Here is a 13,123-nt window from a genome sequence, read left to right as displayed (position 1 = left end):
GATTTGTGACAATAACGGCAATAGACGTCAGCTTTGGCCATGCTTTACCCTTAAAAGGCGGGAAGCATATCACAACAACTAACTATTTAATACATGACCAAAAAACTGCTGGCGTCTGTAAAAATAAAAACCCAGCAACACTGTGTATTTTTGCGTCTGCTGTATTAAATTTAATCTCATTGGCTTTCAATCCTTTTTTAAGCCATTCCCAAAATTTCGTTTTTAATGGCTGCTCTTCACTTTGTTTCTGATTCAGGTTTTTCTCAGGGACACTAAGAAACACACTTTTCTTTACAATTTCAACTACTTTATTTTCATAAGGTGAATTATCTATCAATTTATTATCACTATAGGTTACTTCATCTTCATATTGTTGGTCGGATATATCATTTAATGAACAATGTTCAACCGCTTTATCTTGATGAATCGTATCTGTTTCTATCCCTAAAAGGGACATAACAGCTTGTAGATCATCGTCAATAATTTCTTTCGTAGATTCCGTAAACTCTGACAATATTTCTTGTTCTGATAATTCTAGAGTCGATATTTCTGATGAAAAAACATTCTCTATTGGCTCTAAAATAATGGGAGCTATATTCTCTTCTTGAGTATTAGTGGTTGTATTAGGCTCATTTTTTTCAGTTATTTTTTCTAGCGATATAACAGATTTTACATTTTCAGTACTCATATTGACTGAAGATATATTCATTTCTGGTAACTTAGCTATTGCTTCATCAATCAATAAACTAATATCGTTTTGTTGTCCTAGAGTACAATTAACCAACGCCTGTAATGCATTAGGTGTCTCACTCAACCAATAAATCGTTTTTTCCGGTAGTAGGGTATAACTCATAAGACTTCCTAAAACACAACGTAAATTCGCATCGCCCTTAAAACGGAAACGGTAAGCGTTCTCAGGTTTTGTCACCCCAGGAATCCAACAACGTTGATCAATGTACTCTCCGTCAAACTGTCCCATTAAAGGGACCCAATGAAGCATAGAAGAATAAAATACAACAGCATTCCAAGCACTATTTTGGCTGACTTGATCTTCTGGTAATCCTCCTATTGGCAACATCCTTTTTTTCGCCAACCTAACTGAATACACCATAGTAAGTAGAGTCAGATCCAGTAAACCACCTGAATAAGAGAAGCCTCCTTGAGGGAAGGCTGGTAAATTTTGCATCCGTTCAGCACAATTACGAAGAGGGGATAAAAAAAGCTCCTCATATTGAAATTTAGGTAATGAAACATTTTCCCATAGTTGTTGTAGGTAAACTCTACGGTCGGGCGTGTCTAGTAAATTACTTGATAATTGAGGCAAGAAATAACCATCAGGTGCTACTTGTACTTGGGCAGTTTTCTTGTTTCCCCCCGAAACATACCTATTAAACCAACTTTTAAACATCTTCATACAAACCTTCTTTCAAATTCATGTCCTTTTCTTTATCTTTTATTATTTTTTTTTGATTAAGCAACACATATTCAATACTTTCATTAATAACCAACTTCTTACGTGCGCGAGTAGCTGCAACATAGAGTAAATTAATTTCATCTCGCCTAGATAACTCCGTTAATTTAGGATCAAATAAATCAGGAAAATCATTATTTAATACTACAGTTAACCACTCTAATCCCTTTGCTCTATGTGCCGTTGATACGGTTAAATTCGCTTTACTTTCATCGGTTACAGCAAATTCACGCATTTTTTCTAAATTTTGAGGAAATGGAAAATATCTTTCTAATAAATTGATAGATTGCATCATCTCAACATCTGAAGTTGCTCTAGCTATCCTGCAATATTCATCATAATCATTATAGTCATGTAAAAAACGAGGCTGCTGTATATTCTGAGGCATATCAACAGAGAACCAATACAAGTCTTCTAATTCTTCAGTACGATAACTTTCTATACCACCCACCCAATATACTGTTTGCTTGTTCTGCGCTGCTGACAATGCTGTATCAATTACACCTGCTACAGTGCGGCTTAATACTGTCTTATGAGGTACATTCAATTTTTGCGGTGATAAAACCTCATCATCTCTCCCTAATCCAATTACTTGGTGAGTTTCTCCATCTAATTTGAGTAGCGCATTTGCAATTTCAGCAATATGAGGACCAAAACGAAAGCTATGTGTCAACCATAGACAATCAGCTTTAGATAGTTGTGGCGCATCCAACGCATTATCAGCACCACGAAAACGGTAAATTTGTTGATGCCGATCACCAACTAAAATAACATTAGTGTTTTGATTCAAAACTATTGCATGTGTTACGGGATTTGCATCTTGTGCCTCATCAAACAAAATTGTTTGATAATGATGAGATAAATCGGGTTTAGATAATTGATAAATTTTTAAATACGTGTCGTGTGTAATTGAAAATGAATTATTGATATCTTTCATTAAGTTCCAAATATACATCGTTCCTTGAATCACTTTCACTGGATCAATTCCTTGGATTATTTCCTCATCTGGACAATGAAGGATTTTCACTTGTGAATCAGAACTAGATAAAAAACGATTCAATGTGCTTTGAACTCTCTGAACAAACGACCAGTGCCGAGTATTTAGCGCTCTGGCAATATCAGTAATACGTAATTGATTAACTAAACGATGTCGGTAATGGCGACCTTGTGTAGACCAGGCTAATTGATGAGACGTTTTACATTCAACATTAAATGGAAACTTACGCTCTGCTTCCTCTCTAACAGCACGATTAAAAGCTAAATAGAGCATTGATGTTTGGGGATTAGCTAACGCATAATTTACTAATGTTGATGTTTTCCCTGTCCCTGCAAAAGCATTTACTACCAATTGAGAGCCATTCCATTTTATAACAGCTTGTTGTTCATCAGTTGGTATAAACATAATAGTACCTACTTAGAAAAAACAGGTATGGTATCTTTGGTAAATTCTTCTTTTAAAAAATAAATTTTCCCATCAGGGCAATTGTAACCATTTAAAACATACAGATTATCGCTCCATTTAAACTCAGGTTCTATATTCAATAGAGATAAATCACAATGAGTTTTAACCTCAACTTTATATACGTCATATAATTTTTTCGCTTCATTAATTTCTTTATTTTTATAAAGACCATCACAACCTGAGACAAATAAAAAACCAATAATAAAAAAGTGATTTTTCATAAATATACCCTCAATTATTCTCTAATTTTTTAGTTATCTACTGAGACAACGAAGAAATAATCTTTCAATAGATTAATTGCTGTTCTCTTTTATAGTGCCAGCAATAAATCTAATGTGATTTAATAATGAAAAGCACGAGGACTTTTGTACAGAGAAAACTCTTTTCCCAAATAAAATAAAAAACGCCTCCGAAGAGGCGATTTTTATTTTTAATAGGAAATTGAAACTTCTGATGCTTTTATCGGTATTCCTATTTGGTTAATAGCGTCTACAGGTGATAATCCTTCCTTAATGTAATGTTTTATCGTCTCATCATCATGCAAAATTGTATCACTCAATGTTATACCTGAATGCTGCATTAATAGCATATGTGAAAATAACTTAAATCGAACAATGTCATATCTCATATAACCCCCTACGCTGCTTTTGAGACGTTGTGGGCTACACGAGAACTTAACAAAAATTCACTTGCCTCTCTAGCTTGCTTACAAGCCCGAAATAAGGCTTTTTTATCCGCTTTTAAAATTGACAGCCAACTATCAATATAACTTTCATGATTAACTTCACCGAACACCTCAAGTTGAGCACAAAGAAAAGCGCTCCCCATTTCAGCTACCAACTCTTCGAAACTATATATAGGATCTCCGAATTTCCGGTTCTTGAGCGTAATACCTTCACGGTTCAATCTGTTTACATGCCCAGTGCTATGTACCATTTCATGTAGCAATGTGGACCAGTAATCAGATTCCGTAAAAAATTGACCAGACAACGGCATGACAATACGATCACGAGCTGGTGAATAAAAAGCCTTATCCTGTGCAACTGAAGTTAATTTCACGCCAGTTGCCTCTAACATTGTATGCACTTCATGGCTAATTTTAGATGACAACGTGTCTTCAGGTATTCGTTCGCCTTCTTGTAATAGATGCTCAGGCAACCCATCACATTGAATAACATTAAATAGAGGGTTAGCTTTCAACATCACTCGCTGTTCCATCAAAGGATTCCCTTGATTGTCAAACAATAAATGCTCTTCCTTGTCTCTTGCCTGAACTTCGAAGGGTTTAAATATCACAGCTAAAGTACACTTTTCTCCTTTACGAACCTGACCACCTAACTGTTGGGCCTGGTGGTATGTTAACCATCGGTTAACATTAACTCCCATTTCCTCCGCAGCCATCCATAACAATAATATATTTACACCATTGTAATGATTTCCTGTCAATGCGTTCTTGGGTAACATTCCTCCATATTGTTTGACCGCAGAACGCCAAGGCTTTTTCCAAGGAACCGTGCCCTTTTCTAATGCACTGACAATACGATCAGTAACACTTTGATAAATATCATTTTTTAATTCAGACTTCTTCTGCATTTCGGGCTGTTTTTTCATAGAGAATACTCCAAATAAAAAGGTGTACTCCCCCCAGACGGTGAAAGTACACCGTCTGGTGAAAAACAAGTAAAATTAGGCTCTTAAGTCAGCTCGTTCGCGTAGGCTTTCAAATCCAAAAAGAATTTGATCCCATCCTTCAGCTAAACCAATATCCACCACTACATAGTAGTGGACATTAATACCTGCACTTTCTGACTGACTGAGAGTAAAATTTACTTTTTCTTGGCTGCCATTATTCATACCATAGCGCTGATCAACCAATGTAAGTATTTCTGCTAGCTTTTGTTGTTCTGAATTCAACATAATTAAGTTACCACCAAGCCCAGAAATATAAATTTTGACTTTCAAAATCAAAATCATTGAGCATTCCTTTAACCCAATTTTTTACATCCTCAACATCAAGCCAATAACATTCATCGTATTCATCTGAACCAAAGAAAAAGCCACGGCGTGAAGGAAATAACTCATCACAATTAGCTGGTATCAATTTATCCAAGTCAGATGCTAATTTCTGTAAAACATCTTGAGATATCAATATTGGTTTACAATTCCCAATAGACTCAACGTGAGACTCAATCCAAGCAAAAAGAGAATTAACCTTACGAAAATATCCAACCTCAGATTTTGTGTTCTTCACATCAAATTTCTGAGTGTTTTCTTTGTCATCAGCAAAAAAGTAAATATCAAGTCCCATTTTTTTAATCCTCATGTATAAAAGATAAAAGCAGGGACTCTCCTACAGGGAAAGTACCCTGCGGGTTAAATTAATAAAGTTAACTATTTTTAGTTAATAGTATTCACATAAAATTTGTTAATAACTAGTTTCATTCCATGATACTGAAGCGCCATGCTGCAAGAACGTATTTATTTCATGGGCAACTGAACATTTAGAATCAACCACATGTAGCATCAATAATGCAGCAGAGTGCCATAACGACCTAGCCGTGCTGTGGTTGTCCCAGCCATTTTCATAGGAACCTTCACGTTTTAAACGTATATATTCCTTGTGTAGTGCATCAAGATCTGTTTTTTGAGTAACTGGACGCGCCCAAATAACCCTGTCCGCTATCCGGCCTCCTAAAACTTTCCTGTTGTATCGGTCATAAATCATAACTGACTGAGGCTTGAAACTAAGTGGTCCCATGTCACGCCCAAAATCAGGATCGTAATAGTCCACATCTTCACCCCGAAAAGGCCAGTTATTCTTTCGTAACATAGCATTAAGTTTACGAATTACTTTAGTGAGCGTAGATCCTTTGCAAACTGTCAGCATCTTTTCAACCTGATATGTACCATACATCGGATCATCTTCAGGATATTCAGACATTCCAGTTACTAAGACTGTAAATTGGCTATGAAAAATATCCCAACGTAATGAAACGCCTGATTCATAAGGTGTAGATAAAAAATGTTGATTATTCATAAGATTTCTCCATTAAAAAAGGAGAAATCTTCCCTCGGGGAAAATTTCCCCATTGGGCGAGATAAAATAACGTAGTGTAGTGGAAGGCTTCTTAATCGCCTGTGCGATCCCCGTTTTCAAAGAATAAACAGGTTTACCCAGCGTTTGCTGTCTGCCTTTTCAGGTCTGGCAGATACTGTAGTCACCCGAAGGCGTTCCTCTCAGACTTTTGGAACATTAATCATGCAATCACTCGAAAGCGCTTCTCTCAGATTGCCAAAGCATTAATTGGTTGCATAAAGCAACAATAAAAACAATCTTATTTTCTACCCAAGTTTATGATCTGTCAACTATAAAAAAATAAACTATAAGAATAATTTCAAATGCTCTACAACCAAACTAGCACCATATTTAGTTATATGAATACCATCATTCGTTCTAATTTTTTTACCATTTAAAACATCTGAATATTTTTCACCCAATACAGCATCTCTTGTTATATCCGAATACATAACACCTAATTGATATAAAGTACCTTTAACAATATGTCGTGTGTTCCTCAACAAAATTTCATGTTCTTCATTCTTTAAAAATGGAGGAGAAATCCAAATAATTTTTGTATCTAAGTTTTTGTTCCTAATTCTACCAATCAGTTCAAAAATAGAACGAGAGTAATCAACTGAATTTACATCTCTATTAAAATCATTTGTCCCAATACTTATAATTACTAAATCGTATTCATCAAAGTTGATGCTTTCAACAGCAGAAAACCAATCGTACTTATTTCTATTTAAAAGACCTGAGCCAACTTGATAAAAGACATCTGCATCTTTATTAATGAAAGATTTATATGCTTCTCCATAAACATACGTTAGAGAATCCCCTAACAATAACGTTTTACAAAATACATCTGCGGAGAAAAGTAAAAAAAAACCAACTTTATTGAATGAAACCATTTCATTCATCAACTCCATTCATATTTTGATAATACACATGATTAATGTATCGCCCTCTTCCATCACCATGACCTAAATCCATAGAAACTTGAGCCAATACTTCTTTTTTATTAAAACCTGCCTCTTCATAATGTTTACTCAATTCTTTAGCAACATGATAACGAACACTATGAGGTGCTTTTTTTCCAGTTAATCCGACTGAACGAACTATATTTCTATAGCGATCTACTGCTTGGTGAATACTTGGTTTATCAATTAATCTACCTTCTTTCTCTTTCATTACATTTTCAGCATATTGAAGCGCATATTTGAATTGTTCGCGATCTAAAATTGTTGTATCTCTTGGACGCCCTCCTTTTGTACCGAAAACAACTCTGACAGAATGATGTCCATTATTTAAAGAGTTTTTCCAAGTCTGTATAGATTTACATGCTTGAACAGCCTCTTTTGTTCTCAATCCTAAAACATATGCCAATTGTAATGTTGCAGCTACACCACTATCTATTTTTTCTATTTCTCTAAATGCTTGCTTAAACTCATCAGGCGTTAGTGCTTCTTTTGTTCCGATACGACTTGCTCCTGATATTCCAAGAGAACGGTTATTTAAACGATCATTATTTGGATCAGCTAATTTGTGTTTTCCTGCTTGAGAAAGAATCCCACGTAAAGCAGACATCTCATTCTGAAGAGTTCTATTACTAATATTTTCAGCCCTCCGCTGATCAATATATCCCTCAAAATATTTAACTTTTAAGCTATCCAATTGACGTAATTTAACTCCTGAAGAATTCAAATAATTCAGGAACTGCTTAGCAATCCGTGTGCGATCTGCAACCGTGGCAAAACTACCTCCTGCTTTACGTGCACACGTAATAAAATCTTTTTTAAATAATTCCACTTTGGATCTTGAAGTTTTTTGGCTCATAAAAAATACCAATAGAGTTAACATTATGAATAACAATAATTATTCATAATGTTACTACATCCAAATTGTTAGTTTTACGTCATTACAGACGTTCCCTGCGTGTCGGTTAAGTTTGTCATCCTGACAGTCAGATATTGTGTAGCAGGGCGCTATCATGTTGAGTTATTGCAGGAGCGCGCTTTGTGCTCAGCACTGCGATTTAATGCTCCCCGTTCAGAGCCTACAGGTAGGATGAACGCCTCAATATCTTGACTATTTTTCCTCTTTTATCAAAAAGTTAGATTCATTAAATGAAACTAGAAGTTTAAATTTTCCGTTAAGCGTCCGTCCGTAAACGGGCGCGTAGGACGCTTTGTAAATCGTTAAAACATTCTTTAACAACATTCCGAAATACATCAAAACGTTGTCTTCATTTGGTAAAACCATTTAAAAAAGTGTTCTAACGTCAGTTGTAATACGATCTGGAAGTTTTACGCCTAGCGGCGTCACTTGGTAATCGCTACGCTTTTACGCAAGTGACGCCGCTCATCTTTCTGTTCTCAATGCCGCTATCCGAAGATGCCGAAAATGCCAAATGTTCCAATTGGCATACCGTCATATCGAAGCTGGCAAAGGTCACACAAAGCTCTCGACGTATTAACCAAAAACGCACTGATAAAGACGTTTGATGTTATTCCATCAAACTAAAAGTTAGAAAAGTTCATTAATATCAATCTATTAAATGAATTTAGTGGAAGGCTTCTTAATCGCCTGTGCGATCCCCGTTTTCAAAGAATAAACAGGTTTACCCAGCGTTTGCTGTCTGCCTTTTCAGGTCTGGCAGATACTGTAGTCACCCGAAGGCGTTCCTCTCAGACTTTTGGAACATTAATCATGCAATCACTCGAAAGCGCTTCTCTCAGATTGCCAAAGCATTAATTAATTGGCTACCATACGGTAACGTTACAACGGTAAAAATATTACACTTATAATCCCTTATCGTCAATAACTCAAATATAACGACAGATTGCCTAAATAAAGAAAAAACGCCCTTTTTAAATAGGGCGTTTTATAAAAAAATTCATTTATTTTTTGTTTTGTATTTGAAACCAAATTACGCTAAAACCAGCATTATCATTCTTCTATGCTGGAGCGATAATATTTTAGCGAAATCTTGACCTAAATACTCATGTGATCCGATTCCCTGACCTACAGTTGCGCCCGTAGTTCGCTAACGCTCACACGCGCAGTACATCCGACATTCATAGCGGAGCTATTCTGTCGGCTCACTGCGTTCTTCGAAAGCGCAAATAGTCTTTCTTAGTACATTCAGCATCATAGGCTCTATAGGGGGAGAGGGGGTTCGATGCCTCTTATAGCTCTTACAGTCGCATAGAGAGACACTTTCATGAGAAAGTGTCTCTCTATGCTCCGCTTCGGGGCGATTCCTCTCCTGATGATTTCTCTGCATCCTTTCGCCCCTTATATTGGGGGTGCCTCAGAAGTCAGTGCAATAGAGCACAAGTGCGTAATTGAATGCTGACCTACCTGTTTCTTTTGAACAAATGGAGAACATTTTCCGAGAGTTGATAATTTGATTTTGTGTTTAAACGGCTTTTTCTCTCATCGTATACAGCTCCATCCGGTGTGATATACTTGATCTTTAAAAGTCCTGATTTGCTTAATCGAATACATAAGCTAGAAAGATTTTCCTTTGCAACGTTAGTCATACTAACTAACTCATCAATGCTAACCAAATTCACTCCCTCATCATGCCTATCAAGCATATAGAAGAGCACTGCCATAGCAGTTCCTTTTCGATTAGTTTTGGAAAAAGCATCACTAATATCTGAAAATTTCATGCAAGCTTACCTAGTTTCTTTTCATACCATTTAACAATGTTAAAACGCTCCATCTCTTCTATTGCCGCACATAACCAACCTGTAACTGCAATATGATCAGCAATATGTTGAGGTAATTGTATGAGCAAATCAGTTAATTGCGTTGATTTGCTCATTGTTAAAAATATAGTCGCAAAACCTGACCATTCTTCATCATTTGAAGGCATCCATTCGGATTCAAGTAGCATTAACAGTGCTGCTTTCGCCGCCCATAGTGGCGTTTCAACTTTTCCCATAGTCCATGATGTCAAAGTCGCACCAAATACAGGTTTATCACGCCTGATAAAACCATTATTGACGGCAACCGAGGTTAATAACTCCGCTCCTTGAGCCGCTGATAAATTGGTTCTCATGATCCAAATTTTGACCACTTTAGCCCTGAAAGAGCTAGACATTAAAACTAATGGTGTTTGGCTTATCATACTCCAACCTTATTTTTACTATAACTTCTTTTTCACAAATTAAGGCTGGTAGTTTTTATAAACCTACCAGCCTTAATTTAGTTAATAGTCATTATATTATTTACCATTGATAAAATTAAATAAATGACTTCCCGCCGCTCGTTGAGATTTTAAATCAGCCTGTATTGTTCCTCGTTCAGAATCAACACAAATACCTTTCCAGTTTTCAATCAAAAAAAATGCTTCACGTTTAGTATCATCCATTACACATGCAGCACTATTAATTTTCGCAACGACATCATCAATATTTTTATTTTCTTTTAGAAATTCACAGATAGCAAAAGAAAACGCATTAATCAGTACACCATGAAATTTAATGTATTTTTTTCGATAATCTGAATCATAGTAACTGATATTTTCTTCTGTTAAGCCAATCAGATAGGCCCAGGAACTCCATATTGCAATAGATTTATTTTTAACAGTTTCTGATAAAACATTTTCAGTGGATACATTAAATATACGTTTAGTCGCATCATATAACGCTTTAAAGCTTATTAACATATCACTTTTACTAGGAATAACATTGTGTTCATAATCAACACATTCAGAAATTATTTTAATTTCACTTATCCAGTGTCGGGTTAAATGGCTATAATCCTCACGGTTATTATACGCAAGGTTAATTGCTGCCGAAGGTTTTGAAGCATTACTATTAATATCTGAAAAAAATTGTTGCCGTGTTTCAATATCTAAGTTTTCAGTGAGTGTTATTGAAATACAATCACTAACATCTCTTTGTTTGCAAAACTCAATAATACCATGCGCTCTATGTTGTCCATCAAATAGATGGATATCAGCATCCATTGGAATTTTTAAAATTCCAATGCGCGTATCGTTACCGATTTCTTCAAATTCAATATCACTAGCAATGTCAATGTTGCCAACAAGAGGTGGGATAATATAAGAGCTTTTATTATCAAAAGATTTAATCAAATACTGAGTTATTTTCTTAGCTCGGCTTTTATTTAACTCTCTCTGAGAACGTGACATGACTTTTTGATTATTATCAAAAGCAAGCAAACGTTTTAATTGTCTCATAGGAACAACTAATGAATATTGTATTTCGTTAGCCTGAAATGAACGAATTGCAGGAATATTCCAAGTATATTTTTTATTTTCAAACATGATATATCTCTCCTGTGAGAATTGTTTATACGAAATAGGTTGCAGTGGCCTACCACTGCAACAGCGTTACCAAAATCACTTAAAATTTTTATGACCGTTCATTATAAAGAACTTTGAAATCTATGCAGTTTGGTGTTAATTCAGAAACCTGCTGAACAAGCACAACATTCTGATAGCAATAGTTTACCATCATAATATCTTCAATGGCTCTAACAAGATCGCTGTGACCAATCGCCCTAAACAAATCCATAGGGTTAGCACTGTAACTACCTATAGGAATCCATAAATCACTATCAGTACCGCTTAAAACAGAATAGTCACAGAAATGAATTGAAGGTATATTATTTTGTACAGACAGAGTAACTACAATAGATTTGCGGGACATAAATTTCTCCTATGAGAATAGCTTTTGCCTGATGTTCAAGAACGGCCTTCCGTTCTTGATAGAAACATTATACAGCAACACCAATTAATAAATCAATATTGATTACATAAAAAATAATAAAAACTCTCAGCAAGGGACGCTTTCCAGCAAAACACAATGAGGCAAATATCGGTGGATACGCTAACCGGATTGATTTTTCCGTCACTCGCGATAAACAACCCCGCCGTTTCTTAAGTCTATATCATAGACAACGAACAATTATTAACCTAATATCTCGTTATAAACTAAGGGGGATTAGATGCAAAAAAACATCAAAACGAGATCTCGAGGAGAACTTTGGGGAACAAAAGCAGGACATATCTGTAAACAGTTTTTAAGAAAACTGAAAGATTGGGATAAGGTATGTGTTAATAAAGCAAAAGATAAAAATATCCCTACATGGGTTGGTCATATTCCAGTATTTATGGTAGGTGCTTCAGTCATTATAGCACTCACTTTAAGCGCTATCATTACGATAAGCATAGTAGCAATTTTATTTATTATAACTTTGGTCTTATCTAAAACACCTAATATAGAGCCTTTGAAACACGGGCATTACGATCTAGATGGTTATCATTACCCAGATGGGAATATTGATGAAAGTGATAAGTGGTAAGTGGTAAGTGGTAAGTGGTAAGTGGTAAGTGGTAACGACTAAGGAACGTTGCCAAGACTAGCATGTCCATACCCACACCACCAAAAATACTAACTGTTATTAGGTAAGCTAATTAACAAACGGTCTTTAGATATAATGAGAACTCTGTTTGAAAGAAAATCATCGCCTAACAAACCATCAAAATCTATCTGTTCATTTGGAGACTGATAAATAAATGCAGAGAGCTTAACGCCGTCAGGTGCCACAATGGTTTTCTTCGGGCAGCGCTGCGATAACTCAGCACACCCTTCCGTTGAGCGTGTGAAAAGTATTGTGTGACTTGCGCCAGTATCAATAACCATACGGTTTATCTTCTTATTGCCAGATAATACGCTAATTTCTATTCCATTCCTTGTGAGGGTAAACGGGATAGATTGCCAGCGGTAGCCATCAGGAAGTTCTTTAAGATGGTCGGTTATCGTCATCATCTTTGAAGCGTAGTCGATAATAAGTGTTTTGTTTTTGGTAACACCTAACCCTAACACTCCATCTATACTGAAAAAATCGAATCAAAGACGGATTGAGGGAGATAAAAGGCACCGGATACCCCAGTATCAATTGCAAGCCTGTTATTAACTCGGCGGCTATTTATATCTGATATACTGTGTCAATGAAAACAGATGCACGCAAGCTCACGATTGAGCAACTAGAGCTGCTGAGGCAGCAAGCTATTCGATTTCGCCAAGAGAAAAAAACCTTTCGCGAAATCGGTCAATTATTGAAGATCCATCCGGATACGGCTGGACGC

The 13,123-nt window shown here is 36.0% G+C and carries 16 protein-coding genes; 1 reads left to right on the top strand and 15 read right to left on the bottom strand.

Features of this window, described 5'->3' with window-relative positions:
- Positions 1 to 82: 82 nt before the first annotated feature.
- The 14 genes from Xhom_RS07480 to Xhom_RS07415 all read right to left on the bottom strand — a co-directional run bounded on the left by Xhom_RS07480 (position 83) and on the right by Xhom_RS07415 (position 11,681).
- Complete coding sequence (locus Xhom_RS07480; RefSeq protein WP_069316680.1) at positions 83 to 1,414, bottom strand: TraI domain-containing protein; 1,332 nt, start codon at positions 1,412 to 1,414, stop codon at positions 83 to 85.
- On the bottom strand, positions 1,401 to 2,876 hold the full coding sequence (locus Xhom_RS07475; protein ID WP_198148781.1) for a UvrD-helicase domain-containing protein: 1,476 nt from the start codon (positions 2,874 to 2,876) through the stop codon (positions 1,401 to 1,403). The genes Xhom_RS07480 and Xhom_RS07475 overlap by 14 nt, the downstream gene beginning before the upstream one ends.
- Positions 2,877 to 2,881: 5 nt before the next feature.
- Positions 2,882 to 3,154, bottom strand: a complete 273-nt coding sequence (locus Xhom_RS07470; protein WP_069316682.1) for a hypothetical protein — start codon at positions 3,152 to 3,154, stop codon at positions 2,882 to 2,884.
- Between the two features lie 209 nt (positions 3,155 to 3,363).
- Entirely contained in the window at positions 3,364 to 3,522 is a 159-nt protein-coding gene (locus Xhom_RS45800; RefSeq protein WP_420855260.1) for a TA system toxin CbtA family protein, read from the bottom strand.
- 47 nt (positions 3,523 to 3,569) lie between these two features.
- Entirely contained in the window at positions 3,570 to 4,544 is a 975-nt protein-coding gene (locus Xhom_RS07460) for an ArdC family protein (RefSeq protein WP_069316684.1), read from the bottom strand.
- Positions 4,545 to 4,619: 75 nt separating this feature from the next.
- Positions 4,620 to 4,850, bottom strand: coding sequence for a hypothetical protein (locus Xhom_RS07455; protein ID WP_145957436.1), 231 nt, complete (start codon positions 4,848 to 4,850; stop codon positions 4,620 to 4,622).
- Positions 4,851 to 4,857: 7 nt separating this feature from the next.
- Positions 4,858 to 5,241, bottom strand: coding sequence for a hypothetical protein (locus Xhom_RS07450; protein WP_069318472.1), 384 nt, complete (start codon positions 5,239 to 5,241; stop codon positions 4,858 to 4,860).
- 117 nt (positions 5,242 to 5,358) lie between these two features.
- The gene (locus tag Xhom_RS07445; RefSeq protein WP_069316686.1) at positions 5,359 to 5,970 is read right to left on the bottom strand and encodes a hypothetical protein; all 612 of its coding nucleotides are present in this window, start codon (positions 5,968 to 5,970) and stop codon (positions 5,359 to 5,361) included.
- Positions 5,971 to 6,314: 344 nt separating this feature from the next.
- Positions 6,315 to 6,914, bottom strand: coding sequence for an SGNH/GDSL hydrolase family protein (locus Xhom_RS07440; RefSeq protein ID WP_169928412.1), 600 nt, complete (start codon positions 6,912 to 6,914; stop codon positions 6,315 to 6,317).
- Complete coding sequence (locus Xhom_RS07435; RefSeq protein ID WP_069316687.1) at positions 6,907 to 7,830, bottom strand: integrase domain-containing protein; 924 nt, start codon at positions 7,828 to 7,830, stop codon at positions 6,907 to 6,909. The genes Xhom_RS07440 and Xhom_RS07435 overlap by 8 nt, the downstream gene beginning before the upstream one ends.
- Positions 7,831 to 9,353: 1,523 nt before the next feature.
- Positions 9,354 to 9,671: a hypothetical protein gene (locus tag Xhom_RS07430; RefSeq protein ID WP_069316688.1), complete on the bottom strand. Its 318-nt coding sequence runs from the start codon at positions 9,669 to 9,671 to the stop codon at positions 9,354 to 9,356.
- Positions 9,668 to 10,132 carry a hypothetical protein gene (locus tag Xhom_RS07425; RefSeq protein WP_069316689.1) on the bottom strand — a complete coding sequence of 155 codons (465 nt, stop codon included), beginning with the start codon at positions 10,130 to 10,132 and terminating at the stop codon, positions 9,668 to 9,670. Before Xhom_RS07425 ends, Xhom_RS07430 begins: the two co-directional genes overlap by 4 nt.
- Positions 10,133 to 10,228: 96 nt before the next feature.
- Positions 10,229 to 11,296, bottom strand: a complete 1,068-nt coding sequence (locus tag Xhom_RS07420; RefSeq protein WP_069316690.1) for a DGQHR domain-containing protein — start codon at positions 11,294 to 11,296, stop codon at positions 10,229 to 10,231.
- 88 nt (positions 11,297 to 11,384) lie between these two features.
- Positions 11,385 to 11,681, bottom strand: a complete 297-nt coding sequence (locus Xhom_RS07415; RefSeq protein ID WP_069316691.1) for a hypothetical protein — start codon at positions 11,679 to 11,681, stop codon at positions 11,385 to 11,387.
- Between the two features lie 298 nt (positions 11,682 to 11,979).
- Here Xhom_RS07415 and Xhom_RS07410 point away from each other — a divergent pair, with 298 nt between their 5' ends.
- Positions 11,980 to 12,336 carry a hypothetical protein gene (locus Xhom_RS07410; protein WP_069316692.1) on the top strand — a complete coding sequence of 119 codons (357 nt, stop codon included), beginning with the start codon at positions 11,980 to 11,982 and terminating at the stop codon, positions 12,334 to 12,336.
- 89 nt (positions 12,337 to 12,425) lie between these two features.
- On the opposite strand, the gene Xhom_RS07405 is transcribed toward Xhom_RS07410, so the two are convergent.
- Positions 12,426 to 12,860, bottom strand: coding sequence for a pepsin/retropepsin-like aspartic protease family protein (locus tag Xhom_RS07405; protein WP_232326336.1), 435 nt, complete (start codon positions 12,858 to 12,860; stop codon positions 12,426 to 12,428).
- Positions 12,861 to 13,123: the final 263 nt, after the last annotated feature.

The sequence above is a fragment of the Xenorhabdus hominickii genome, assembly GCF_002632725.1.
GTDB classification, from domain to species: Bacteria; Pseudomonadota; Gammaproteobacteria; order Enterobacterales; family Enterobacteriaceae; genus Xenorhabdus; species Xenorhabdus hominickii.
Note: the sequence above shows the minus strand (reverse complement) of the source record. Positions and strands in the feature narration are given on the sequence as shown.